Annotated in this window: 26 protein-coding genes; 3 read left to right on the forward strand and 23 right to left on the reverse strand. The window is 39.6% G+C overall.

What is annotated here, in order from left to right:
- Window positions 1–152: 152 nt before the first annotated feature.
- On the forward strand, window positions 153–1,136 hold the full coding sequence (locus ODU45_RS06810) for an L-lactate dehydrogenase (RefSeq protein ID WP_398581014.1): 984 nt from the start codon (window positions 153–155) through the stop codon (window positions 1,134–1,136).
- A 42-nt stretch (window positions 1,137–1,178) separates the two neighbouring features.
- Here the strand turns inward: ODU45_RS06810 and ODU45_RS06815 are convergent, their stop codons facing one another.
- The 9 genes from ODU45_RS06815 to ODU45_RS06855 all read right to left on the reverse strand — a co-directional run bounded on the left by ODU45_RS06815 (window position 1,179) and on the right by ODU45_RS06855 (window position 9,820).
- Window positions 1,179–1,550 (reverse strand): dihydrofolate reductase family protein, encoded by a 372-nt coding sequence (locus tag ODU45_RS06815; protein ID WP_079267443.1) that lies wholly within the window; start codon window positions 1,548–1,550, stop codon window positions 1,179–1,181.
- A gap of 464 nt (window positions 1,551–2,014) precedes the next feature.
- Entirely contained in the window at window positions 2,015–2,968 is a 954-nt protein-coding gene (locus tag ODU45_RS06820; RefSeq protein ID WP_002940834.1) for an ABC transporter permease, read from the reverse strand.
- 1 nt (window position 2,969) lies between these two features.
- Entirely contained in the window at window positions 2,970–4,031 is a 1,062-nt protein-coding gene (locus ODU45_RS06825; protein WP_002935270.1) for an ABC transporter permease, read from the reverse strand.
- Window positions 4,024–5,559 (reverse strand): ABC transporter ATP-binding protein, encoded by a 1,536-nt coding sequence (locus ODU45_RS06830; protein WP_024387432.1) that lies wholly within the window; start codon window positions 5,557–5,559, stop codon window positions 4,024–4,026. The genes ODU45_RS06825 and ODU45_RS06830 overlap by 8 nt, the downstream gene beginning before the upstream one ends.
- Window positions 5,560–5,753: 194 nt before the next feature.
- On the reverse strand, window positions 5,754–6,821 hold the full coding sequence (locus ODU45_RS06835; protein WP_044758722.1) for a BMP family protein: 1,068 nt from the start codon (window positions 6,819–6,821) through the stop codon (window positions 5,754–5,756).
- Window positions 6,822–6,901: 80 nt separating this feature from the next.
- A complete protein-coding gene (locus ODU45_RS06840; protein WP_002940839.1) occupies window positions 6,902–7,291 on the reverse strand; it encodes a cytidine deaminase in 390 nt (129 codons plus the stop codon).
- Window positions 7,278–7,940, reverse strand: coding sequence for a deoxyribose-phosphate aldolase (gene deoC / locus ODU45_RS06845; protein WP_024418109.1), 663 nt, complete (start codon window positions 7,938–7,940; stop codon window positions 7,278–7,280). The genes ODU45_RS06840 and deoC overlap by 14 nt, the downstream gene beginning before the upstream one ends.
- Before the next feature lie 15 nt (window positions 7,941–7,955).
- On the reverse strand, window positions 7,956–9,233 hold the full coding sequence (locus ODU45_RS06850) for a pyrimidine-nucleoside phosphorylase (RefSeq protein ID WP_398581015.1): 1,278 nt from the start codon (window positions 9,231–9,233) through the stop codon (window positions 7,956–7,958).
- Window positions 9,230–9,820 carry a class I SAM-dependent methyltransferase gene (locus tag ODU45_RS06855; RefSeq protein ID WP_024405804.1) on the reverse strand — a complete coding sequence of 197 codons (591 nt, stop codon included), beginning with the start codon at window positions 9,818–9,820 and terminating at the stop codon, window positions 9,230–9,232. Before ODU45_RS06855 ends, ODU45_RS06850 begins: the two co-directional genes overlap by 4 nt.
- A 108-nt stretch (window positions 9,821–9,928) precedes the next feature.
- Here ODU45_RS06855 and coaA point away from each other — a divergent pair, with 108 nt between their 5' ends.
- Both coaA and rpsT read left to right on the forward strand, forming a co-directional pair.
- Window positions 9,929–10,849 carry a type I pantothenate kinase gene (coaA, locus tag ODU45_RS06860; RefSeq protein ID WP_002935283.1) on the forward strand — a complete coding sequence of 307 codons (921 nt, stop codon included), beginning with the start codon at window positions 9,929–9,931 and terminating at the stop codon, window positions 10,847–10,849.
- A gap of 58 nt (window positions 10,850–10,907) precedes the next feature.
- Entirely contained in the window at window positions 10,908–11,156 is a 249-nt protein-coding gene (gene rpsT, locus ODU45_RS06865; RefSeq protein ID WP_012027069.1) for a 30S ribosomal protein S20, read from the forward strand.
- A 265-nt stretch (window positions 11,157–11,421) separates the two neighbouring features.
- Here rpsT and ODU45_RS06870 read toward each other — a convergent pair whose 3' ends face one another.
- The 14 genes from ODU45_RS06870 to ODU45_RS06935 all read right to left on the reverse strand — a co-directional run bounded on the left by ODU45_RS06870 (window position 11,422) and on the right by ODU45_RS06935 (window position 23,652).
- Entirely contained in the window at window positions 11,422–12,651 is a 1,230-nt protein-coding gene (locus tag ODU45_RS06870; protein ID WP_136647089.1) for a transglutaminase domain-containing protein, read from the reverse strand.
- A gap of 323 nt (window positions 12,652–12,974) precedes the next feature.
- Window positions 12,975–14,354, reverse strand: coding sequence for a cell wall metabolism sensor histidine kinase WalK (locus tag ODU45_RS06875; protein ID WP_105178521.1), 1,380 nt, complete (start codon window positions 14,352–14,354; stop codon window positions 12,975–12,977).
- Entirely contained in the window at window positions 14,347–15,018 is a 672-nt protein-coding gene (locus ODU45_RS06880; RefSeq protein ID WP_024400692.1) for a response regulator transcription factor, read from the reverse strand. Before ODU45_RS06880 ends, ODU45_RS06875 begins: the two co-directional genes overlap by 8 nt.
- A 193-nt stretch (window positions 15,019–15,211) precedes the next feature.
- Entirely contained in the window at window positions 15,212–15,658 is a 447-nt protein-coding gene (locus tag ODU45_RS06885; protein ID WP_136647088.1) for a hypothetical protein, read from the reverse strand.
- A gap of 165 nt (window positions 15,659–15,823) precedes the next feature.
- Window positions 15,824–16,480 (reverse strand): phosphate signaling complex protein PhoU, encoded by a 657-nt coding sequence (phoU, locus tag ODU45_RS06890; protein ID WP_024413748.1) that lies wholly within the window; start codon window positions 16,478–16,480, stop codon window positions 15,824–15,826.
- Window positions 16,481–16,506: 26 nt separating this feature from the next.
- Complete coding sequence (gene pstB, locus ODU45_RS06895; RefSeq protein ID WP_024385294.1) at window positions 16,507–17,265, reverse strand: phosphate ABC transporter ATP-binding protein PstB; 759 nt, start codon at window positions 17,263–17,265, stop codon at window positions 16,507–16,509.
- 11 nt (window positions 17,266–17,276) lie between these two features.
- Window positions 17,277–18,080 (reverse strand): phosphate ABC transporter ATP-binding protein PstB, encoded by an 804-nt coding sequence (gene pstB, locus ODU45_RS06900; RefSeq protein ID WP_002940866.1) that lies wholly within the window; start codon window positions 18,078–18,080, stop codon window positions 17,277–17,279.
- A gap of 24 nt (window positions 18,081–18,104) precedes the next feature.
- On the reverse strand, window positions 18,105–18,992 hold the full coding sequence (gene pstA, locus ODU45_RS06905) for a phosphate ABC transporter permease PstA (RefSeq protein ID WP_002937616.1): 888 nt from the start codon (window positions 18,990–18,992) through the stop codon (window positions 18,105–18,107).
- The gene (gene pstC, locus ODU45_RS06910; protein WP_002937619.1) at window positions 18,982–19,899 is read right to left on the reverse strand and encodes a phosphate ABC transporter permease subunit PstC; all 918 of its coding nucleotides are present in this window, start codon (window positions 19,897–19,899) and stop codon (window positions 18,982–18,984) included. Before pstC ends, pstA begins: the two co-directional genes overlap by 11 nt.
- Window positions 19,900–19,901: 2 nt before the next feature.
- The gene (locus tag ODU45_RS06915) at window positions 19,902–20,771 is read right to left on the reverse strand and encodes a phosphate ABC transporter substrate-binding protein PstS family protein (protein WP_024395284.1); all 870 of its coding nucleotides are present in this window, start codon (window positions 20,769–20,771) and stop codon (window positions 19,902–19,904) included.
- A gap of 137 nt (window positions 20,772–20,908) precedes the next feature.
- Entirely contained in the window at window positions 20,909–22,210 is a 1,302-nt protein-coding gene (locus ODU45_RS06920; RefSeq protein WP_398581016.1) for an RsmF rRNA methyltransferase first C-terminal domain-containing protein, read from the reverse strand.
- A complete protein-coding gene (locus ODU45_RS06925; RefSeq protein ID WP_136647086.1) occupies window positions 22,210–22,968 on the reverse strand; it encodes an inositol monophosphatase family protein in 759 nt (252 codons plus the stop codon). The genes ODU45_RS06920 and ODU45_RS06925 overlap by 1 nt, the downstream gene beginning before the upstream one ends.
- Complete coding sequence (locus tag ODU45_RS06930) at window positions 22,958–23,236, reverse strand: UPF0223 family protein (RefSeq protein ID WP_136647085.1); 279 nt, start codon at window positions 23,234–23,236, stop codon at window positions 22,958–22,960. Before ODU45_RS06930 ends, ODU45_RS06925 begins: the two co-directional genes overlap by 11 nt.
- 14 nt (window positions 23,237–23,250) lie before the next feature.
- Complete coding sequence (locus ODU45_RS06935) at window positions 23,251–23,652, reverse strand: Spx/MgsR family RNA polymerase-binding regulatory protein (protein ID WP_009909989.1); 402 nt, start codon at window positions 23,650–23,652, stop codon at window positions 23,251–23,253.
- Window positions 23,653–23,891 lie beyond the last annotated feature (239 nt).

Below are 23,891 nucleotides of genomic sequence, written 5' to 3' on the forward strand. Positions count from 1 at the left end.
TACCATATTGGCGAATAAATTTCTTTGTTGGAAACTAGCATGTAAACATTTTCAAAGGCGCTTTCACAAGTGACAAAAAGCTTAAAACATGCTAGAATGTATTATGGTCGGGATGAAGTCATCCCCAAATAAAACTAAGGAGATGTTTAGCAATGACTGCAACTAAACAACACAAAAAAGTAATCCTTGTCGGTGACGGTGCCGTAGGTTCTGCTTATGCTTATGCTCTTGTTAACCAAGGGATTGGTCAAGAATTGGGTATCATCGATATCAACAAAGACCGTACTCAAGGTGATGCAGAAGACTTGAGCCACGCATTGGCCTTCACATTCCCTAAAAAAATCTACTCTGCTGAGTATTCAGATGCTTATGACGCAGACTTGGTTGTATTGACAGCTGGTTTGCCACAAAAACCAGGTGAAACTCGCCTTGAATTGGTAGAGAAAAACCTTCGTATCAACCAACAAATCGTTACAGAAATCGTTAACTCTGGTTTCAACGGTATCTTCCTTGTTGCTGCTAACCCTGTTGACGTATTGACTTACTCAACTTGGAAATTCTCTGGTTTCCCTAAAGAGCGTGTTATCGGTTCTGGTACTTCTCTTGACTCAGCTCGTTTCCGTCAAGCATTGGCTGAGAAAATCGGTATCGACGCACGTTCAGTTCACGCTTACATCATGGGTGAGCACGGTGACTCAGAATTTGCAGTTTGGTCACATGCCAACGTTGCTGGTGTGAAATTGTACGACTGGTTGCAAGATAACCGCGATATTGATGAGCAAGGTCTTGTTGACTTGTTTGTATCTGTTCGTGATGCAGCATACTCAATCATCAACAAAAAAGGCGCAACTTACTACGGTATCGGTGTTGCACTTGCACGTATCACTAAAGCAATCTTTGATGATGAAAATGCAGTACTTCCATTGTCAGTTTACCAAGCTGGCCAATACGAAGGTGTTGAAGATGTCTTCATCGGTCAACCTGCTATCATCGGTGCCCACGGTATCGTTCGTCCAGTCAATATCCCATTGAGCGAAGCTGAATTGCAAAAAATGCAAGCATCTGCTAAACAATTGAAAGACATCATCGACGATGCTTTCGCAAACCCAGAAATTGCAGCTGGTGTAAAAAACTAATTATATAAAATAGTAAAAAAGGTGAGCAATAGCTCGCCTTTTTTACTTTCTAATATCATAACGTAACATAGCAATTCCATCTGTGACGGTTGACTCTACCAAGAGCAATTTCTTTTCTTCCAAAAGTGAGGCGAAAAGTGGAATACCGTCACCCAAAATAGTAGGAATAATCCCGATAATAAGGTGATCAATCACTCCCGCCTCTAAACAGTCCTGAACCAGACTTGCTCCACCAAACAACCAAATATCTCCACCTTCTTGAGAGCGAAGTTCCATAATCTCCCCGATGACGTCCCTTACGAAACGCACATTACCATAGTCCGTCTGCTCAGTATGACTCGCAACGATAAATTGCTTTTCTTGATGTCCTTCAATCATTTCCAACGGACAATCTTCTAATGATTTTCTCCCCATCGAGGCTGGGCAAAAAGCCCAGCACCGCTTCTCAAAGTTAGTGTCAACATCTCAGCGCAGTGGTTGATTGGCAGATTTGTTCGTGTTTTACACTCCAAATCTAACCTAATCAACTGTGCGGGGGTGGGAAAACGAACTCTTCTATGAATGGTTGAGTTCTTTCCCACTCCCTAAAGAATTTTTGATTATCAAACTGTAAGACCGTATCGTATTTATCGGTACCATGTCCTTCAATCCAATCGTAGCTTCCATCCTTATGTGCAATAAATCCATCTAAACTCATTGCAATATTTAACACCAATAGTCTCACAATTACCTCATTTCATACCTTAGTGACAAACTATTATACCAGTCATTCTTCCTATTCTCAACCAAAAGTCCCTGTAACTCCTCTTCCTTTGAATAGGACAATTATTCATTTCCTGTATAGCAAAGAACATGATAAAAAGGTCCATTGGACCTTTTTATTTAGATTTGATATAGTTGATACCGTCTGCTTTAGGAGCGACTGCTTTACCAAAGAAAGCAGACAGGGCAATAACAGTAATCAAATATGGTGCAATTTGAAGATAAACCGTTGGAATATCTTTCAATCCTGGTAATTGTCCACCCACTACTGCCAAACTTTGCGAAAGACCGAAGAATAGACTGGCAAGCATAGCGCCAATTGGATTCCACTTACCGAAAATTACAGCTGCTAGAGCGATGAATCCTGAACCTACGATTGTTGTTGCAGAGAAGTTGATATTCACTGATTGAGCACTTACAGCTCCACCAACACCACCAAGGAAACCAGCAATCAACACACCTGCATAACGCATAGCGTAGACATTGATTCCTAAAGTATCCGCTGCCTGCGGATGTTCACCTACTGAACGAAGGCGCAAACCGAACTTGGTTTTATAAAGGATGAACCAAGCAAGAAATGCTGTTGCAATAGCTACATAACCCATCAAGCTTGTATTTTTGAAGAAAATTTCACCAATGATTGGAATATCTGCCAAGATAGGGAATGAAAATTTACCAAATGATTCAGTAATACTATCAGTTTGACCCTTATTATAGATAACCTTGACTAGGAAAACTCCCAATGCTGGAGCCAAAAGGTTCAACACCGTACCAGAGACAACGTGGTCTGCACGGAAATTAATCGTCGCCATCGCATGAATAGCGGCAAAGATAACACCAGCAAGACCTCCTACAATAACAGCTAATAATGGAGTAGCATTACCAAATGTCCCTGCAAATTCGATATTGAAAACAACACCAGCAAAGGCACCGATAACCATGATTCCTTCTAGACCAACGTTTACAATACCACCGCGTTCAGAGAAAACCCCTCCAAGACTGGTAAAGATTAAGGGTGCTGAATAAATCAACATTTGCGAAATGAGTAAGGCAAGAATTGAAACATTCATCTTATTTCGCTCCTTTCGCTTTATTTCTAGATTTTAATAATTGTTCAAAAATAAATTTCACACCGATAAAGAAAATGATTGATGCAGTAACAACGTTGATCAATTCAGGTGGAATCTGTGCACGTACCATACCTGGGGCACCGACAGAAAGAACACCGAATAGAAAGGCAGCCAATGGAATACCTAACGGTGAATTAGAAGCTAAAAGCGCTACTGACATACCATTAAAACCAATATCCAAGTTACCGCTTTGGATGTAAACGTTTTGGAAAGTACCCAAACCTTGGATAGCTCCCCCAAGACCCGCAAGAGCACCTGAAATAATCATAGATAGAATAATTGTACGTTTCGCAGACATACCCGCATAATCCGATGCTGTTGGGTTAAGCCCCACTGAGCGAATCTCAAAACCAAGAGTCGTTTTGGTCAATAGGAACCAAATCACAAAAACTGCAATAATGGCAAAGAAAATACCAATATTCATACGTGAGTTATCTGTCAATGCACGGAGCCACTCTGTTTGATAAGAGGCATTTGCTGACACGTTAACTGTCGAGTCCGTATTCTTCATCAAACTATCTGCAAATACATCACGAATGATATAGTTACATGAATAGAGTAAGATGTAGTTCATCATAATCGTAACGATCACTTCACTTGTTCCCAAATAGGCACGTAGAATACCTGGAATAGCTCCAGCAATACCGCCTGCCAACATAGCAATCAAGACTGTTCCCAAAATCAAAACCGGACGTGGTAAGTCAGGATTCGCCAAGGCAAACCATCCAGCAAAAACCCAACCAACATAGGCCTGACCAGACAAACCAACGTTGAAGAAACCTGCACGACTAGCTACTGCGAAACCGAGAGCAGTGAAAACAAGTGGTGCCATTGCACGGAAAATTTCACCAATTGATTTGATATTACCAAAAGCTGAATAGAATAACTCTTCATAGCCCCAAATTGGATCGTAGCCAAAAACAAGCATGACAATCGCTCCAAGTAGGATACCACTGACCACAGCCATTAATGGAAGGGCCAAATTCTTATATTTATTAAGCATGTTCTTCTCCCTTCTCAATATGTCCACCTGCCATCAAGACACCCAACTCTTGTTTATTGGTCTTAGCAGGTTCAACAATACCATGGATGACACCATCATGGATAACAGCAATTCTATCTGATACATCCAAAATTTCATCCAATTCGAAGCTGACAACAAGAACAGCCTTACCCTTATCACGTTCTGCAATGAGACGCTTACGAATATACTCAATAGCACCAACGTCCAAACCGCGTGTTGGTTGGCTAACAATGAAAAGGTCTGGGTTGCGATCGATTTCACGCGCGATGATAGCTTTTTGCTGGTTACCGCCTGAAAGAGCCTTGATTGGAACGAGTTCACTCGCCCCACGAACGTCAAATTCTTCCATTAACGCGCGTGCTTTTTCATTAATGATATTATAGTTCAAGATACCATTTTTTGAAATCGGTTCTTTATAGTAAGTTTGAAGCGCAAAGTTCTCAGCAACAGTCATCGGAAGAACGAGTCCATCGCGATGACGATCTTCGGGAACGTGGCTCACTTGCATTTCTGTAATTTTACGTGGAGTTTTACCAACTACTTCCTCACCTTTGATAGTGATTGAGCCAGATTTTACCTTACGTAAACCAGTGATTGCCTGAATCAACTCACTTTGACCGTTTCCGTCGATACCGGCAATACCAACAACCTCACCTGCTCGAACATCAAGCGATAAGCCCTTAACTGCTGGGATACCACGGTTTTCATTGACAACCAAATCCTTAATGGACAAAATGACTTCTTTAGGATTTGCTTCAACTTTCTCTGTTTTAAAGGAAACGGAACGTCCAACCATCCACTCAGCCAAATCTTGGTTTGTTGCTCCTTCAACAGCAACTGTTTCGATTGATTTACCTCGACGAATAACTGTTACACTATCGGCAACTGCACGAATTTCATCCAATTTGTGCGTAATCAAAATAATAGATTTACCTTCTTCAACCAAGGCTTTCATAATTTTCAAGAGCTCTGCAATTTCCGCAGGGGTCAATACAGCTGTCGGCTCATCAAAAATTAAAAGGTCTGCTCCACGGTAAAGTGTTTTAAGGATTTCTACACGTTGCTGTGCACCCACAGAAATATCTGCAACCTTTGCAGTTGGATCAACTTCAAGACCATATTTAGCAGAAAGTTCTTTAATTTCTGCGATAGCTTTTTTAAGGTCAATCACGCCACCTTTGGTAGTTTCAGAACCAAGAATGATATTCTCGGCAACTGTGAAAGCATCAACCAACATAAAATGTTGGTGCACCATACCAATACCCAATTGGGCAGCTTTGGATGGAGAGTCAATCTTCACGGATTGACCGTTGATAACAATTTCACCGCTTGTAGGTTCCAACAAGCCAGCAAGCATGTTCATCAGAGTAGATTTACCCGCACCATTCTCACCAAGAAGGGCATGGATTTCACCACGTCTGACATTCAAATTGATGTGGTCATTTGCTACAAATTCACCAAATATCTTAGTGATATTGCGCATTTCAATGACATAATCCTTAGTCATAATCTATTATCCTTTCTGACTATAGCTTTCTGAAAATTCTTCAGTACTACTTTGAGTACTTAAAAACTCTTCATCAACTATACCATTTTTGTCAGTAAAACCTACCATAGCTGATAGGCTTTACTGAGAAAAATCTCAGCCCGAAAACGGCGCCCCGTCGGGTCGCCGAATCGGAATTGTCGAAAAGAAATTCATTAAGGTTTTTCAGGAACTTCTACTTTGCCATCCAAAATTGCTTGTTTAGCATCTGCAACTGCTTTAGAAGCATCTTCTGAAAGATTAGTTTCTGCCAATTCAACACCTTTATCTTTCAATGAGAATTGAAGTACTTTACCGCCAGGGAAATCACCTGCAGCTGCCTTAGTTGCAATATCTTTAACTGAAGTACCAACTTGTTTCAATGTTGAAGCCAATACAAAGTTAGAAGACTTACCATCTTTAGAAGTGTATGTACCTTCTGCTGATTGGTCACGGTCAACACCGATTACCCAAACTTTATCTGCTTCATTACGAGTTTCGTTTTCTGCTTTAGCAGCAGCAAATACACCGTTACCAGTACCACCAGAAGCGTGGAAGATAACATCTGCACCTGCAGCATATTGAGCAGCTGCAAGAGTTTGACCTTTGGCAGCGTCACCAAATGAACCTGCATAGTCAACTGTAATCTTGATGTCTTTGTTTACAGACTTAGCACCAGCAACGAAACCAGCTTCAAAGCGATCGATGATAACACCTTCCATACCACCGATGAAACCTACGTGATTTGTTTTAGTTGATTTAGCTGCAGCAACACCAGCAAGATATGATGCTTCATGGTCTGCGAAACCTACGCTAACTACATTGTCTTGATCTGGAACAACACTATCCACGATTACATAGTGTGTATTAGGATTATTTGGTGCAACCTCAGCAATCGCACTCTCCAAGGCAAAACCAATACCAAACACAAGATTGTAACCACCAGCAACAGCTGAATCAAGGTTTGTGATATAATCTGATTCACTAGCTGATTGGAAGTAATCGTAGCCATTACCTTTGGAAAGACTAGCTGCTTTACCCCACTCTTGAAGACCTTCCCAAGCAGATTGGTTAAATGAACGGTCATCAACACCACCAATGTCAGTAACGATAGCAGCTTTCACAGATGTGTCCGCTGATGAAGATGCTTCTGAGCTACTGCTTTTTGAAGCACGGTTACCACATGCAGCCAAAGATACAGCCGCAACAGCTGCTAGACCAAGTCCAACAAGTTTCTTGTTCATTTCTGAACCCTCCTAAAAATCTTTTTGCAACTACATTGTTGCAGAGTAATATTGCTACAGTCAAATGACTGTCATACAGACTAGGTTAAGTCTGTAAAGGAATATGGAAGTAATTCCCCGACTGTCATCTCGACTGTCGATTTATCTTTAGCGACCAAGGTCACTTTTAAATCCTTATCAAAAAATTCTGCCATAACTTGGCGACAAGCTCCACAAGGAGATATTGGCTTTTCTGTTTCACCATAAATAATGATCTCAGAAAAATCTTTCACACCTTCAGAAATGGCCTTGAAAATAGCTGTCCTTTCAGCGCAATTGGTCAAACCAAAGCTCGCATTTTCAATGTTTACACCCGTAAATATTTCCCCTGTCTTAGCTACAAGAACTGCACTAACTGGAAACTTTGAGTACGGTACGTATGCTTTTTGACTGTTTTTTACAGCTAATTCAATTAAATCAATAGTCTCCATCCGCCTGCGCTCCATTCATGATTGCCACGCCTGATGACGCACCAATACGAGACGCTCCTGCTTCGATAAAAGCAATAGCATCTTCATAAGAACGTGCACCACCAGAAGCCTTCACTCCCATGTCAGGACCTACTGTTTTTCTCATCAAGGCAACATCCGCTACTGTAGCACCACCTGTAGAAAATCCTGTAGATGTTTTAACATAGTCCGCACCAGCTTCTTGAGATAATTGACAAGCCTTCACTTTCTCATCGTCAGTAAGGAGACATGCTTCGATGATAACTTTGACTAGTTTATCACCACTTGCTTCTACAACAGCTTTAATATCCTCCAAAACCAAATCGTAATTTCCAGTTTTCAGAGCACCGATATTGATAACCATGTCAATCTCATCTGCTCCATTTGAAATTGCGTCTTTTGTTTCGAATGCTTTTACAGCAGGTGTGTTTGCTCCGAGAGGGAAACCAATAACCGTACAAACTTTTACATCACTATCTTTCAAGCTTTCAGCTGCTAAAGCAACCCAAGTTGGGTTAACACAGACACTTGCAAAATCATATTCTTTTGCTTCTGCTAAAATTTTTTCAACCTGCTCTTGTGTTGTCTCAGGTTTCAAGATTGTGTGGTCAATATATTTATTCAATTTCATAGCTTTCTCCGTACATTAAGAAATAATCTCGATGATTTCTTTCGTTTTTACACTTTCTTTATCTATTTTAACATTTTTTTGGAAATTTGTAAGCATGTTTTCCGAAATATTTTCATTGGCATAAATCGTTGCGATTTGCTCGCCTTTAGAAACAGCTTCCCCCACTTTCTTATGGAAAACAATACCTGTTTCATAATCTAAATTGTCAGTCTTGACTGCACGACCTGCACCAAGTTTCATTGCAAAGAGACCAAATTCCAAAGCAGGAAGCCCCACAATATAGCCATCCTCTTCCGCAAGAACTGGAACTTGCTGTGTAACCTGAACTGGGCGATATAAATCTTCTAAGTCACCACCTTGAGCACGGACCATCTCTTCAAATTTCTTCAATGCTGCACCATTGTCAATATGCTGGCGTACTTCTTCAATGCTTTTCTCAACATTAGCAAGCCCCAACATAATTTGGGCTAGTTCACAGATAAATTCGGTAACATCTTCTCGACCTTTACCCTGTAAAATTTCAATAGCCTCTAAAATTTCCAAACGATTTCCAATCGAAGTTCCAACTGGTTGAGACATGTCAGTCAAAACTGCAACTGTCTTACGACCAACCGCCTTCCCAAGATCCACCATGGTTTGAGCTAGAACCCGTGCCTCTTCAACAGTCTTCATGAAGGCACCTTCTCCCACCGTGACATCTAAAAGAATCGCATCCGCACCTGCGGCAATTTTCTTAGACATTACTGAGCTGGCAATCAGCGGAATAATGTCAACGGTTGCTGTCACGTCACGAAGGGCATAGAGTAGTTTATCAGCTTTGACAAGATTATCTGACTGACCAATAACTGCAACACCAGTATGTTGAACTTGCTTGATGAAATCTGCTTGGCTAACTTCAATCTGGTATCCTTTGATTGACTCTAACTTATCCAAGGTTCCGCCAGTATGACCAAGTCCACGACCGCTCATCTTTGCAACTGGAATATCAAAACTTGCTACCAATGGCGCTAAGATGAGTGTAACCTTATCTCCGACACCACCTGTAGAATGCTTATCTACCTTGATGCCTGGGATTGCAGACAAATCAATCTGTTCACCCGTTGCAACCATGGACATTGTCAAATCAGAAATCTCACGTGTTGACATCCCTTTAAAATAAATCGCCATCGCCAAGGCTGACATTTGATAATCCGGTACTGTCCCAGCTACATATCCATCAATCAACCATTTGATTTCTTCAGACGATAGTTCTAAGCCATCACGCTTTTTTTGAATTAAATCAACTGCTCTCATTCTTTCACACTTTCAAGGATGTAGTAACCCTTATCTTTCTTTATAATCTGGCAGTTGCCGAACACCTCTTCCATCTTAGCTTTGGCACTCGGAGCACCTTGTTTCTTTTGAATGACAATGGACAAGGTTCCGTGTGCCTCTAAGCGTTGAAAGGCCCCAGCAATTACTTCATGTACAACCGATTTTCCGGCTCGAATAGGTGGATTTGAAACAATATGATTGAATGTTTCGTCCACGTTTTCGTAGATATTGGATTGATAAATTTTAGCGATAACACCATTCCTCTCTGCATTTTTTGTAGCTAAATCCAAAGCTCTGCTATTAATATCAATCAGCGTTGTCTTGGTGCTAAACACCTTAGCAAGTGTCAAACCAATTGGTCCATAACCACAGCCAACATCCAACACCGATGCCCCTTTTTCAAAATAAAGGGTTTTTAAAAGCACTTGACTACCATAATCAACCATCTTCTTGCTAAAAACACCTGCATCTGTCATGAAAGACATTGGGGTGTCTAGTAAGTTTACGTGGATTTCATGAATATCATGTGCTATTGTAGGATTTTTTTCGTAATACATATTGGACATGTACTTATTATAACATTTCCTAAAAACGTTTTCAAGAGTTTTTCTTACATGAAAAATATGATAAAATGAAATCGATATTGAAACGCTTACCTATAGGAAGAATTATGTATGAAAAATGAATTTTTAAATTTTGAACAAATTGACCGAGCCACTTGGCAACAACTACATCGTAAGACTACCATTCCACTTAGTCAAAGCGAACTAAATTCTATTAAAAGTTTTAACGACCGCATCCAATTACATGAGGTTTCTGACATCTATCTTCCTTTGGTTAATCTTATCCATATCTATCGGAAAGCACGCAAAGACCTAAATTTTACGAAGAGTTTATTTCTACAGAAAACTATCAAGCCTCAACCGTTTATCATTGGCGTTTCTGGAAGTGTTGCTGTCGGCAAATCAACAACTAGTAGATTGCTGCAAATTCTTATCGCTCGGACATTTAAACACGCCAAGGTTGAATTAGTGACAACGGATGGATTTCTCCATCCAAATGCGGTTTTAGAAGAACGGCAACTGTTAAATAAAAAGGGGTTTCCTGAGTCCTATGACATGGAGAAATTGATTGATTTCCTTGATAAGATAAAAAACGGCTACGACTGCCAAATCCCTGTCTATTCACATGAAATCTATGATATTGTCCCCAACAAAACTCAGGAGATTAAGTCTCCAGATTTCTTGATTGTTGAGGGAATCAATGTATTTCAAAATCCACAAAACCAGCGCCTCTATGTCAGTGACTATTTTGACCTATCTATATACGTTGACGCTGATGTAGAACATATTGAAACCTGGTACTTGGAGCGATTCCAAAAATTGTTAACATTGGCAAAAAATGACCCTAACAACTATTACCATCGTTTTACCCAGATGACGTACCCTGAGATTCTATCTATTGCCCAGAATACTTGGAAAAACATTAATCTAGCTAACTTAGAAAAATTCATTGAACCAACCAGAAACCGTGCTGATATTATTCTTCATAAGGCCGAAAACCATGAGATTGATAAAATTTATCTAAAAAAATAAATTTCACTTGTCAAAAATACTCTTTTCAGATATAATGGTATAGTTAGTACAAGAAAGGGTGGAGGTGAAACCATTGGCAAACATTAAGTCAGCTATCAAACGCGCTGAATTGAACGTTAAACAAAACGAGAAAAACTCAGCACAAAAATCAGCTATGCGTACTGCAATCAAAGCATTTGAAGCTAACCCATCTGAAGAGCTTTTCCGTGCTGCTAGTTCAGCAATCGATAAAGCAGAAACTAAAGGTTTGATTCACAAAAACAAAGCAAGCCGCGATAAAGCACGTCTTGCATCAAAACTTGCTTAATTTAAAAAGAAACCTTTGGGTTTCCTTTTTTTTATTTTTTCCATCATAAGGAGGCGGGACAAAGTGGATTAGTTTTTCCCTCGATGAATAACATCATTAACTCGTCAACCACAAAGCCCTCACTAAGATTATACACCTAGTGAGGGCTTTTATGTTCGTTTTCATTATTCTGTGGGTGAGAGCGGAGCCATCATGTATGTCTTCCTCGCTCCCTATTTTTTTATTATTAGGGAAGAGCATGTTCCTTGTGATTCAAACTAATTCGTTAGAACCAATCTGCCAGTTCAAATGTATAGGTTTGATCATTATAATAGTACTGATACTCTCCTACATCGCCCAAAGCCTGAAAAATAGCATTATTTTCAGTAGAGGCCAATGTAATCATTTGTTGCATTGCTTCTGCTGTTCCAAATTGCAAGACTACTTTATCCGTACCTTGTAGTCGCTGATCAGTGATGGACTGTAAAACTGCAGCTTCATCAAAGCTTGTGAAATAGATTCCCTTTTGAACATAGTAATTCAATGAATTATCTGTGCACTTTGGATAGGTCAATGCTCTAGGTTCGTAATATTGTTCTTCTCCCCAGTAGTCGAGGAGGTCGGTATCAGCAATTCTACTTCTCTCTAAGATTTCATCAGGGACACATAGATAATCGTATGAAATATCTGTATGCGCTTCTCCACTTATAGCTTGATCAAAAACTGGGTCTCCCCAAGTCGTATCAACACCATAGTATTGTCCATTTATCTTGACCAGATTCCAAGCATGCCCAAACTCACCGTTTTGCCCATTTTTTGCAATCCCTGTAACATAAATACAATCAATACCTGCTTTTTTACATAGATATTGGAAGGTGCGACTATAGCCGGCACAAACCGATTTCTTATCTAATAGCACGCTGGTAATTCCTTGACTTCTCCACGTGACAGATTTGGTCTGCAGGGCTTCAAGGTCGTAATCCGTTTGCTTTATAATCACCTCATAAAAATATTTAACCTTCTCATAGTCCGACCCTTTTGGTGTCTGAGCAAGTATCTTATTCACTTCATCTTCTATTTTATTTTGTGTCGGAGATAAATCACTCGGATACACCGGCTCTTCTAAATCCAATATATCAATTCCACCAGCCATTGCTGCTTCATCTGTTAGCCAGTAAAATTCTGGATAATCATGAGCGACAGAAAAATAGACGCGTGAATATATTTCATCATTAACAGAATCAATATCGATCACTTGCATCCGCTTGCTGAGTCCATTAACAAATTGGAGATAGACACGACGTTCCTTATCAGTATCCAATTGTTGGTAGTAAAAATTTCCTTGAACCTCTTCTTTTAATGCTGTTAATTCTGCTTCTAGTTGCTTTTTTTCTTTAGAAAATTCAACTTTAGCCGCTTCCAAACGTTCACTTAAAATTTTCCCTCCTCCTGAACAAGCAGAAAGGACTGTCGCCGATAATAATATTGTTAAAATTCCACGAGAAACTTTCCTCATATTTACCCCCATTCTTGTTTAAGTATAACATAATTAGGAGGCATCTGACAAACTACACAAAACAAAAAGGGAGTGGAAAGAATTCAATAGATCGAAAAAGAGTTCCCCGAACTTCCAAACATTTAGGTTAGATTTTCTATGGTCACTTTCTTATTTTTAGGTGACCAGCTGAAACAGTTCCCCGAACCTTTGGAGGCTGGAGATAGAGCGAACAGAGTTCGCTACAAAACTATCTGGGAGACAGTTGGAAGTTGGAAATAGAGCGAACTTTGAGAAGAAAGGCTGGACTTTTTACCCAGCCTCTAATCTTGATGAATGGTTAGTTATTTGGGTAAACGTACCTCAAAAATAGTCCCTTTCGGTTGGTTATCTCTCACAGAAATCTCACCATCTAAATTCTTAATAATTTGTTGAGCTAAAGATAAACCTAAACCAAATCCACCTTTTTGACGTGTTCTAGCCTTGTCAACTCGGTAAAATCGATCAAAGATTTTCTTTTTATCGGCATCGCTGATTCCCAAACCATTGTCAATAACTGTAAAACAAACTAGTTTGTCCTTGATATTAGCTGCTATTTGAATTGTCCCATCATCATCGGTATACTTCATAGCGTTGTCAAACAAAATGGTGAGCAACTGTTTAATCAAAACCTTGTCTGTTCGAATTGGCTGATGAATCAAATTATTAACTGTTAGAGTTTTTCCATTTTCTTCGGCAATCATAAGGTAATTAGCAAAGATTTCATCAAAATAGTTGGGTTGGACATCGATCATATCGACTTTTAAGCCATCATCACGACGAGCCAAATTAAGTAAATTTGTTGTCAATAGTCGCATATTTCGCACTTCTTCTAAACTAGATCCGATGCTTTCACTACTTTCCAAAATAGTTGTCTCGGGATGACGAAATAGACTTTCCAGGCGATTTTGAAGAACTGCCAACGGTGTGCGTAACTCATGACTAGCATTTTCAACGAAGTCTTTTTGTTTTTGATAACTGATTAAGATTGGACGCATGCTAAGATTCGATAGGTAAATACTTGCTAGTATAGAAATCAACCAAGCTGATACCATAACAATAGCAACTGTCGATTCATAGCTCTCAATGGAAGATTTAATTTGGCTGACATTCACCAAAATTGTCGCATATTTTATATCATAGGACGAATAATAACCTAGTTCATCTGTAGCCAGCCCAATCGTTATATAGCGATAATCTTCAGACATACCAAAACTTGATTCAACCGTAGTTTCCTTAATTTCACCCAATTTTTCCTTGTCTAATGATAGGTCGGCCAAACCAGTAAAAGTATCTGGATTAATCATCTCTCCGCTTTTACTATAGAGTAAAACATGAGTATTGGCACCTAATCTCAGCTGATCTCCAGCTCTAGTATTTTTTTGATTTTTAGGAACAGACATGCTATCTGAACTAGAGCTCGTAGTTTCTTCACCAGTTGGACTATCTTGAAGGATAAATACAGAATTGGGCTCATAGGTTCTTGCGATTGCAAAACCAACAGCCAGCGCTGGTTCTTTCTTAATGCGTTTCAAGGTGTTATCTGAATTTTGGTACATAGTTGAACGCATTAATTGAAAAATGATGGCTGTCATTAAACCAAAAATCAGAGTAAATACTGCAAAATAACGGATAAAGAAAGAAAATTTATCCGTGTACATTAATTTTTTAAATCGCTTAGGCATTTTTTAGAATGTATCCGACACTACGCAGGGTTTGAAGATTTTCCCCAAAAGTCGTTCCTTTCAACTTTTTCCTAATTTTAGAAACATATACTTCTACTACTGAAATTGTAGTATCACTATCAAAGCCCCAAATACGGTCAAAAATTTGTGTTTTTGGCAAAATAACATTTTGGTTTTGCAAGAAATAAACTAGTAGGTCAAATTCTTTTCCTAGCAGTTCAACTTCTTCGCCATTTACCATCGTCATATTTGTAGATAGGTCAACTGTCACATCTCCAAAGGTTAGTGTGTTTTCATTAAACTTACCCGCTCGTTTTAATAGAGCTTGAATTCGCATCTTCAATTCTTCTAAATAAAACGGTTTTGTCAAGTAGTCATCAGCTCCCAATTCAAAACCATGGCCTTTATCCTCTAGACTTTCCTTGGCTGTGGTAATCAGAACTGGTGTCGTAACCCCCTTTTCACGTAACTCTTTCAAGACTTGAAAGCCATCTTTGTCAGGCAACATCAAATCCAAAAGAATCAAATCATAAACGCCTGTTTCCGCCTCATAAACGCCCTCCTCACCATCAAAAACCTGCATAACATCTGCAAAATCATCTAAGAAATCGAAAACAGAATTTGATAGACTTAAATCATCTTCCACTAACAATATTTTAATCATCATACACTTCCTTACATTTCGGTTTAATAAACAAACCAAAGACCTGGGACAGGTCACGGTCTTTAAGAGAAATGGTTAGATAAAGTATTACTATGACCATCTGAAAAATGAATGATAAGGTAGTCTTTATCTAACTATTTATTGATACGAGTTCATTATATCATGGAATAAGTAAAAATCGAAATCTCAATATTTATTGATTAGAAGAACTACTATCTCCTGAAATTTGAGCTTTAATTTCTTGATTCCTCTTTTTTAAAGCATTCACTTCATCAGAAGAAGTACTCGAGTTTGACTGGGTTGCTCCACTTGTCGCATCAGGAGGAGTTGTACCTTGTCCAGATGGCATGCCTTGTGTAGGACCTCCTTGACCTGGTGGCATGCCTCGGCTATTTCCTCCTTGTCTTGGTGACATATCTTGTTTAGCTCCACCTTGACCTGGTGGCATACCTTGGGTAGCTACTTGTCCACTCTTAGCTACGGAACCATTTTGCGCCAAAGTTGCCTGACTTTGTGTTGAAACTCCTGCTGAGCTTTTAGAAATACTCATTCCCCCTGCAAAGCCCAAGGTAGCAGCTGAAATAGCAACAGCAGCTAGTACTGTTTTTGACTGTGACTTAAATTGATTAATAAATGACATGAAATTCCCCTTTTCAATAGAATATTATCAGAATGAGACCCATTAAATAACTCCTCTTTACCTGATGATAATAGTATAGTATTGAAAACTTAAACCACGCTAAAGAAATTCAGCATTTTTTATAAAAGTCCATTACATAAAAAGAAGCCCTCTCGGACTTCTGAATTACAACTCTGTAATATCACCTGTGCGTAGATAAACAACCCACTCACAAATATTTTTAGCATAATCACCGACACGTTCCAAGTAGGTTAAAACTTGGTAATAGTCGCGACCAGCAACCAAGGATTCTGGATTCTTCTTGATTTCTTCCGTTGTCAATTCTTGGATACTTGAATAAAACTCATTAACAACCTCATCACGAGCAGCTACTTCATATGCGACTTCCATATCCGCATCACCAAGATAAAGCTCCAAAGTTTCTTCAACAAGTTTTCGAACTTCGCGCCCCATCTTCTTCACTTCATCTTCAACTACTGGAATACGGACTTCGCCTTTCATACGAATAGCAGCTTTTGCGATCGAAACTGCGTGGTCTCCCATACGTTCTAAGTCACTTGTTGCTTTCAAGACAGTGATTACTCGACGTAAATCTGTAGAAACTGGTTGTTGCAAAGCAATAATCTCTAAAGATTTCTTTTCGAGTTTAATTTCAAAATCATTGATTTTTTTATCGGCTTCGATCACTTCTTTAGCCAATTCACGATCATGAGTTGTAAAGGCACGAACAGCATTATTAATTTGAGCCAAAACTTCATTTCCCATCGCGTAAAATTGATTGTGAAGTTTTCCTAATTCTTCTTCAAACTGCGCTCTTAACATATAAACCTCTTTTCTTTTTAACAGGCCTAACCAAACTTACCTGTAATATAATCTTCTGTCTCTTTGTTTGCAGGGTTCATGAACATTTCTTTTGTCAAATTGTATTCTATCAAATCGCCATCAAGGAAGAAACCTGTTCGATCTGAAATACGTGATGCCTGTTGCATAGAACGTGTTACTAGCACCATTGTATACTTATCTTTCAGACCATAAAGTGTGTCCTCAATTTTACCAGCCGAGATTGGGTCAAGGGCTGAAGTTGGCTCATCCAACAAAATAATTTTTGGGCTTGTCGCCAATACGCGGGCCACACATACACGTTGCTGCTGACCACCTGAAAGTCCAACTGCCGAGTCATGCAAGCGATCTTTCACTTCATTCCAAATAGAAGCACCAATCAAGGAACGCTCAACTGCTTCGTCCAAGACCTGCTTGTCCTTGATACCGTTAATACGTAAACCATAAACGACATTCTCGTAGATAGACATAGGGAATGGGTTTGGTTGTTGGAAGACCATACCGATTTCCTTACGAAGATCAACAGTATCCGTACGAGGACTGTATATGTTTTTTCCGTTGTAATCAATCGCACCTGTCAATGTTACCTCTGGGTTTAAATCTCCCATACGGTTAATAGAACGCAAGAGGGTTGACTTACCAGAACCAGATGGTCCAATCAAAGCAGTAATTTCATTTGGATAGAAATCGATTGACACATTATTCAAGGCTTTTTTCTTGTTATAGTAAACAGACAAATCTTTTACTTGTAAAATAGGTGATGTCATTTGTTCCCTTTCTATCCAAAATGTCCTGAAACGTAGTCACTAGTTGACTTGAGTTTTGCATTCTGGAAGACGTTTGCTGTCTTATCATATTCAATCAAGTCACCCAGATAGAAGAAAGCTGTGTAATCACTCGCACGAGCTGCTTGTTGCATATTGTGCGTAACAATGATAATGGTGTAGTCCTTCTTCAATTCAAACATAGTTTCTTCTAACTGCATAGTCGCAATCGGGTCCAAGGCTGATGCAGGCTCATCCATAAGCAAGATTTGTGGTTTTACAGAGATAGCTCGTGCAATACACAAACGCTGTTGCTGTCCACCTGATAAAGTAAAGGCTGACTTGTGCAAGTCATCTTTTACCTGATCCCAAAGGGCTGCTTGTTTCAGAGAAGTTTCAACAATCTCATCCAAAACCTGCTTATCTTTCACGCCTGCACGTTCATGTGCAAATGTGATGTTACGATAAATAGATTTTGCAAATGGGTTGGGACGTTGGAATACCATTCCGATATGCTTACGAATTTCGTAAACGTTCATATCTGGTCTATTGATGTCGATTCCTTCATAAAGAATTTGACCGGTTACCTTAGCAATATCAATAGTATCATTCATACGATTAAGACTGCGAAGATAGGTTGATTTCCCACACCCTGATGGTCCAATCAAGGCTGTAATTTTATTTTTTTCGAACTGCATATCAATGCCCTTGATTGCTTCATTTTTACCATAGTAAACATGAACATCTTTTGTCGAAAGGGCGATATTCTCCTCTGGAAAAGTAATGATATGGCGTTCATTCCAGTTGTAATCTGCCATTTTTTCTCCTTATAAGTCAGACTTCTAGGCTGCTGAAGTCAGTTTCGCATGAAGTTTCTTACCGATATATCGTGCAGAAAGGTTGAAAATCAAGATAAATACCAAGAGGATTGCTGCTGAACCAGCAGAAACTTGGGTTGCATCTGGGATTGTCCCTTCGCTGTTTACCTTCCAGATATGAACCGCAAGGGTTTCTGATTGACGGAAGATAGAAATCGGACTAGTAACACTCAATGGATTCCAGTTTGACCAGTCAAGAGCTGGAGCTGACTGACCAGCCGTGTAGATAAGAGCTGCTGCCTCACCGAAGATACGACCAGATGCCAAGACGATACCTGTTACAATCCCTGGAAGTGCTTCTGGGATAACAACATGGAGAACAGTTTCCCAACGTGATAGACCAAGAGCCAATCCTGCTTCACGTTGTGTATGGTGAACATGACGAAGGCTGTCCTCTACATTACGCGTCATCTGTGGTAAGTTGAAGACTGTAAGAGCCAAGGCACCTGATAAGATAGAAAAACCGTACTCAAACTGAACAACGAAAATCAAGTAACCAAACAAACCAACGACAACGGACGGTAGGGATGACAAAATCTCAATACAGGTACGGATAAAGTTAGTCAATGGACCTTTTTTAGCATATTCAGCCAAATAAATACCTGCACCGGTTGACAAGGGAACAGAAATTAAGAGCGTTACAACCAATAGGAAGAATGAGTTGTAGAGCTGAATTCCAATACCACCACCAGCTTTGTAAGATGAAGATTTACTTGTCAAAAAATCCCAGCTTACATGTGGCAGCCCACGTAGCAAGATGTAAAGAATCAGTGACGTCAATATAACGACAATCACACCAGCGATTGAGTAAAGAATACCAGTCGCCAATTTATCAAATTTTTTAGCGTGCATAGTTTTTCTTACCCTCTCTCGTAATAAATTTCATAATCATGTTAAAGATAAGACTCATCAAGAGCAAGACTAGGGCCAAGGACCATAGGACGTTGTTCTGAACAGTTCCCATAACCGTATTACCGATACCCATTGTCAAAACAGAAGTCAAAGTCGCTGCTGGCGTTGTCAAGGAAGTCGGGATAACCGCAGAGTTCCCCACTACCATCTGAATCGCCAAGGCTTCACCAAAGGCACGCGCCATACCAAAGATAACGGCCGTAAAAATACCTGGCTTAGCTGCGTTCAAAATAACACGCCAAATCGTCTGCCAGCGAGTGGCTCCCATAGCCAAACTTGCTTCGCGGTAGTGACGAGGTACTGCACGCAAACTGTCAACCGTCATAAAGGTTACTGTTGGCAAAATCATAACGAAAAGTACAAATACACCCGACAAGATACCGAAACCTGTTCCACCGAAGATTGAACGTACAAATGGCACAACTACTTGCAAACCAATAAAACCATATACAACCGATGGAATACCAACCAAAAGTTCGATAACAGGTTGTAAGATTTTTGCACCACGTTTTGGTGATATTTCTGTCATGAAGACCGCTGCACCGATTGCGATAGGGGTCGCAACAACAGCTGACAGAATCGTAACAATGAAAGAACCTGAAATCATTGGCAGGGCACCAAATATTTTCGAGCTTGGTTCCCACTTGCTTCCAAATAAGAAATCAGTGATGCTCACACCGTCAACAAAGAAAGTCGATAATCCACGCTGCGCAACGAAAATCAAAATCATTGCAACAATAAAGACAATCAATGATAGACAAAGGAATGTAATTACCTTACCAAACTTCTCTAATCGAGAATTTTTAGATGGAGACGATAACTCTTTTGCTAGTTGTTCGTTTTTCATGCTTACTCCTTCTCAGTCACCGTGCCATCAGCACTTTTCACAACTTTCATATCGTTGATAGAAATGTATCCCATACTTTCAACGATACCATTTTGAACTTCATCTGACATCATGTAATCTAAAAATTCTTCTGTCAAATCAGTCGCTTTTCCCATCGTATACATATGCTCATAGGACCAAATTGGCCAATCATTTGTTGCTACATTTTCAGCAGTTGGTTCAAAACCGTTTAGCTTAATTGTTTTAACGGAATCATCTAGATAAGCAAATGATAGGTAGGAAATTGCACCTGGTGTCTGAGCAACAATAGATTTTACCATACCGTTAGAATCTTGTTCTTGACTCTGAGCTGCGGTTTGTCCATCCATGATAACACTATCAAAGGTCGCACGTGAACCTGAACTAGCTGCACGGTTAATGATTGAAATTTCCAAATCCTTACCACCCAGTTCTTTCCAGTTGGTAATCTCACCAGTAAAAATTTTACGCAGATCTTCTGTAGTAATATCTTTAACCGATACTTGCTCATTTACAATAACGGCCAAACCAGCTACTGCTACTTGATGGTCAACAAGTTTACTTGCATCAATACCATCTTTTTCCTCAGCAAATACGTCAGAGTTACCAATCTGAACAGCTCCAGACTGAACTTGTGACAAGCCAGTACCTGATCCTCCACCCTGAACATTGATGGATTTACCGATATTGACACTACCAAATTCATCTGCTGCTGCCTCAACAAGTGGTTGAAGCGCTGTCGAACCTACGGCTGTAATAGACTCTCCTCGATCGATCCAAGAAGAACAACCAGAAAGAGCCATACTACTCAAAAGAAACAAAGCTGCAATTCCAAGCTTCTGCTTTTTTTTCATTTCGTTTTTTCCTTTACATTTTTCAGTGGAATCTCCTAAAATTAACTCTGTATTTTACATAGAATTTACAAGATATTTCCACTCATCCACTATATCATATAAAAAGACAAGTTGCAAAAAAAATTTGCTGATTTATTTTAAAATCTCAACCCTTTTGGAAAGCCGTTTTTAAGCGTTCCAGATACAATTTTTGCGAAACCAAGACCGTTCCCCTGGACTGCTACCTGATACCAGCCATTAGCTAAATCCTTGGACACAGCTATTGTATGTCCAGCAGTATAGGACGAGAATTCTTCTAAGCTGATTTCCACTCGATTTTTAACCTCCGAACTAAGGAGTGCTAGACCTAAAGCAAAACTGGGTTCAAATCGTTTTTTCTTAAACGTCCCCAAGTGAAGACCATTTCGAGCAATCTTTACTTTTGACAAATCAGGAAGACCGTGTGGCAGTAGATAGAGATTGTCGCCAAAAACCTGTAGTAAACCATCCAATTGAACCCTTAAATGCTTCTGTTCAAATTCTTTCCAGAGAGCTTGTTGTTCTCTATTCAAATTGGATTTTCCTGGTTTTAATTTTTTCTGACTGGCTTCTCCTAGAAATCTAAATTTGACAACGAACTGACCTTCTCCTGCAAAATGGTGGGGATACATACGAGCAACTTCTGTATAACCGATTCCTTCTACCATTCCATTGATTTTAGGAATGTCTATTAGTTCCAAATCATATTGTTCTAAGAGCCAAGTCACTACTTCTTCATTTTCCTCTGGTGACCAAGTGCAAGTAGAATAAATCAATTGACCATCTGGAGCCAACATGTTCAAGGCCGATTCTAAAATCTCTCGTTGTAAGCTTGCACATTGTGCTGGATAATGTTTGGACCAATATTGAATCGTATCGGGGTCTTTTCGAAACATCCCTTCACCTGAACAGGGAGCATCTAGGACGATCATATCGAAATATCCTGGAAAGACCTTTTCCAAGCGGTCTGCTGATTCATTTGTTACAACAACATTCCTCGCTCCGAAACGCTCAATATTTTCAGCCAAGATTTTTGCTCGTTTGTTGGAAATTTCATTACTAACCAAAAGCCCTGTATTTTCTAAGTATGAAAGCAAGTGAGTAGACTTTCCTCCTGGCGCTGCTGCCAAGTCCAACACTTTCATCCCTTTTTCCGGAGCTGCAATCTGACCGACAACCTGTGCAGCTGGCTCTTGTGAGTAGACTAAGCCAGTTACATGTTCTGGAGATTTCCCTGAGACCTTACCATAGTATGACCAAGTCATATTAGGGATTGGTTGCTCAAAGTCCAATTGGCTTTCTTTAAGAGGATTTGTGCGAAAGCCTGAGATTGGGTCTTGTTCGAAACTCTCAAAAAATGCTTGGGCTTCACTACCAAGCAAATGATTATATTTATCTATAAAATCCTGTGGTAATTGCATTAGAATATATACCCCTTCACTTCCTCAAGATGGGATTCTGATACTAGCATGACAAACTCTCGCTTATCATAGGCCAGACTCGGACCATCAAAACTTAACATGACTAAACCTAAAGAGGAACCAATAATACTGGCTGCTGCGTAGTCCCATGGACACAGATAAGAAGCATAGGCAAATAATCTTCCTTCCAGAACGTGGGCAAAACCAATCCCAGCACTTCCTACAGATCTTATGCCTAAACTCTGATTTGCTAATTCTGCCACTCCATGTGCATTGGCTGCATACAACTTTGCATTTACACCTATCAAACTCTGGCGAAGAGGGCGCAGCTCTGGTTTCTTTAAGCGTTCTTGATTGCAATAAACAGGGAATGAGTCTCCTCCATGGAAAAGTTTGTCTCGCATGACATCATAAATGATACCGAACTTTCCTGCTCCATTTTCAAAATAAGCCACCATAATGGCAAAATCAGTTTTTTGAGCAATAAAATTTGTGGTGCCATCAATTGGATCAATAACCCAAACATTTCCCTCATGAATAGAAGAAACGTCTCCACCTTCCTCACCTAAAATCCCATCACTTTGATAGCGAGATTGAATCTGTTGAGTCAGCATTTCTTGCACTTGTTTATCAAGGTGCGTTACCAAGTCTGTAAAGTCACCTTTTTCTTCAATCTGAAGATCATCATGTAGATGCTGTCGGAGAAAATTTCCAGCCTCCAGGACAATCGTTTGGGCAAAGTGATACTTAGTTTCCAAAACGAATAACTCCTTTCCCCTTGTCTCGAGCAGCCTTAACAACTCGATAGGTTGAATAACCCGAAACTGCTTCAAAGTCACGATCAATTTGACGTTCCTGTCCCTTACTTTTAACAACATCTTTGAAGCTTTTATAACTAGCTAATATAGCTACCGCATCTGCTCCTTTTTCATAAGCTACTTCCACCTGATTCAAAAAAGAAAGCACGGAGGAAATCTCCTCTGTGCTCCACGAAAAATCAAGTGGATATGAATAATTTTTGTTCATATCTTTTATCTTTCTTATCCTATTTCTGCTCTCAATGTAGCATTTTTTAGTTCTTGTTTGCGGTACTTCCGCGGAAGAAATGCACGAATTTCATCTTCGTTAAAACCAATCTGCATCCGCTTCTCATCCAAAATAATCGGACGCCGTAAGAGACTCGGATAGGTTTCGATTAACCCAATAAGCTGCTTCACAGAAAGCTCATCAACATCAATATCTAGTTTCTGAAAAACTTTTGAACGGGTAGAAATCAAGTCATCTGTCCCATTTTCTGTCAATGCTAAAATGTTCTTTAATTCCTCAGCAGTTAGAGGGCTAGTCATAATATTGTGCTCAATAAAAGGGACTTCGTGACTTGTCAGCCAAGCACGAGCTTTACGACAACTGGTACAACTCGGTGACAAAAATAAAGTAATCATGTCTTCCATCCCCTCTAAAAACATTTTTCTTCTTATTATTATACTCTAACTTAAAAGAGTTTTCAATAGTAAATCTAATCTCTTCCCTGTAATTCACCTAATTTTTCTAAAGAGTAAATTCCCAAAGTAAGTTCTAGTCTGTCTTAAAAACTGGAAACTAGAATGAGACAAAGAAATAAGGTAGAACTTACTATGGGACAAGTTGGTAACCGACAATGAAAAACAAACACTTAACTCTC

Origin of the sequence: Streptococcus sp. 2022WUSS135, assembly GCF_044427045.1 — a bacterium.
Taxonomy (GTDB): Bacteria; Bacillota; Bacilli; order Lactobacillales; family Streptococcaceae; genus Streptococcus; species Streptococcus hashimotonensis.

Bases quoted from the DNA above. Each gene is read 5' to 3' on its own strand.
- pstB (WP_002940866.1), bottom strand. From the start codon at position 18,080: ATGGCAGATTACAACTGGAATGAACGCCATATCATTACTTTTCCAGAG.
- phoU (WP_024413748.1), bottom strand. From the start codon at position 16,480: ATGTTAAGAGCGCAGTTTGAAGAAGAATTAGGAAAACTTCACAATCAA.
- ODU45_RS06935 (WP_009909989.1), bottom strand. From the start codon at position 23,652: ATGATTACTTTATTTTTGTCACCGAGTTGTACCAGTTGTCGTAAAGCT.
- ODU45_RS06880 (WP_024400692.1), bottom strand. From the start codon at position 15,018: ATGATTAAAATATTGTTAGTGGAAGATGATTTAAGTCTATCAAATTCT.
- ODU45_RS06885 (WP_136647088.1), bottom strand. From the start codon at position 15,658: ATGTCATTTATTAATCAATTTAAGTCACAGTCAAAAACAGTACTAGCT.
- ODU45_RS06875 (WP_105178521.1), bottom strand. From the start codon at position 14,354: ATGCCTAAGCGATTTAAAAAATTAATGTACACGGATAAATTTTCTTTC.
- ODU45_RS06820 (WP_002940834.1), bottom strand. From the start codon at position 2,968: ATGAATGTTTCAATTCTTGCCTTACTCATTTCGCAAATGTTGATTTAT.
- coaA (WP_002935283.1), top strand. From the start codon at position 9,929: ATGAAAAATGAATTTTTAAATTTTGAACAAATTGACCGAGCCACTTGG.
- ODU45_RS06850 (WP_398581015.1), bottom strand. From the start codon at position 9,233: ATGAGAGCAGTTGATTTAATTCAAAAAAAGCGTGATGGCTTAGAACTA.
- deoC (WP_024418109.1), bottom strand. From the start codon at position 7,940: ATGAAATTGAATAAATATATTGACCACACAATCTTGAAACCTGAGACA.
- ODU45_RS06915 (WP_024395284.1), bottom strand. From the start codon at position 20,771: ATGAAAAAAAAGCAGAAGCTTGGAATTGCAGCTTTGTTTCTTTTGAGT.
- ODU45_RS06840 (WP_002940839.1), bottom strand. From the start codon at position 7,291: ATGGAGACTATTGATTTAATTGAATTAGCTGTAAAAAACAGTCAAAAA.
- ODU45_RS06920 (WP_398581016.1), bottom strand. From the start codon at position 22,210: ATGCAATTACCACAGGATTTTATAGATAAATATAATCATTTGCTTGGT.
- ODU45_RS06870 (WP_136647089.1), bottom strand. From the start codon at position 12,651: ATGAGGAAAGTTTCTCGTGGAATTTTAACAATATTATTATCGGCGACA.
- ODU45_RS06835 (WP_044758722.1), bottom strand. From the start codon at position 6,821: ATGAACAAGAAACTTGTTGGACTTGGTCTAGCAGCTGTTGCGGCTGTA.
- ODU45_RS06855 (WP_024405804.1), bottom strand. From the start codon at position 9,820: ATGTCCAATATGTATTACGAAAAAAATCCTACAATAGCACATGATATT.
- ODU45_RS06830 (WP_024387432.1), bottom strand. From the start codon at position 5,559: ATGACTAAGGATTATGTCATTGAAATGCGCAATATCACTAAGATATTT.
- pstA (WP_002937616.1), bottom strand. From the start codon at position 18,992: ATGCACGCTAAAAAATTTGATAAATTGGCGACTGGTATTCTTTACTCA.
- ODU45_RS06815 (WP_079267443.1), bottom strand. From the start codon at position 1,550: ATGGGGAGAAAATCATTAGAAGATTGTCCGTTGGAAATGATTGAAGGA.
- pstC (WP_002937619.1), bottom strand. From the start codon at position 19,899: ATGAAAAACGAACAACTAGCAAAAGAGTTATCGTCTCCATCTAAAAAT.
- ODU45_RS06930 (WP_136647085.1), bottom strand. From the start codon at position 23,236: ATGAACAAAAATTATTCATATCCACTTGATTTTTCGTGGAGCACAGAG.
- pstB (WP_024385294.1), bottom strand. From the start codon at position 17,265: ATGACATCACCTATTTTACAAGTAAAAGATTTGTCTGTTTACTATAAC.
- ODU45_RS06825 (WP_002935270.1), bottom strand. From the start codon at position 4,031: ATGCTTAATAAATATAAGAATTTGGCCCTTCCATTAATGGCTGTGGTC.
- ODU45_RS06810 (WP_398581014.1), top strand. From the start codon at position 153: ATGACTGCAACTAAACAACACAAAAAAGTAATCCTTGTCGGTGACGGT.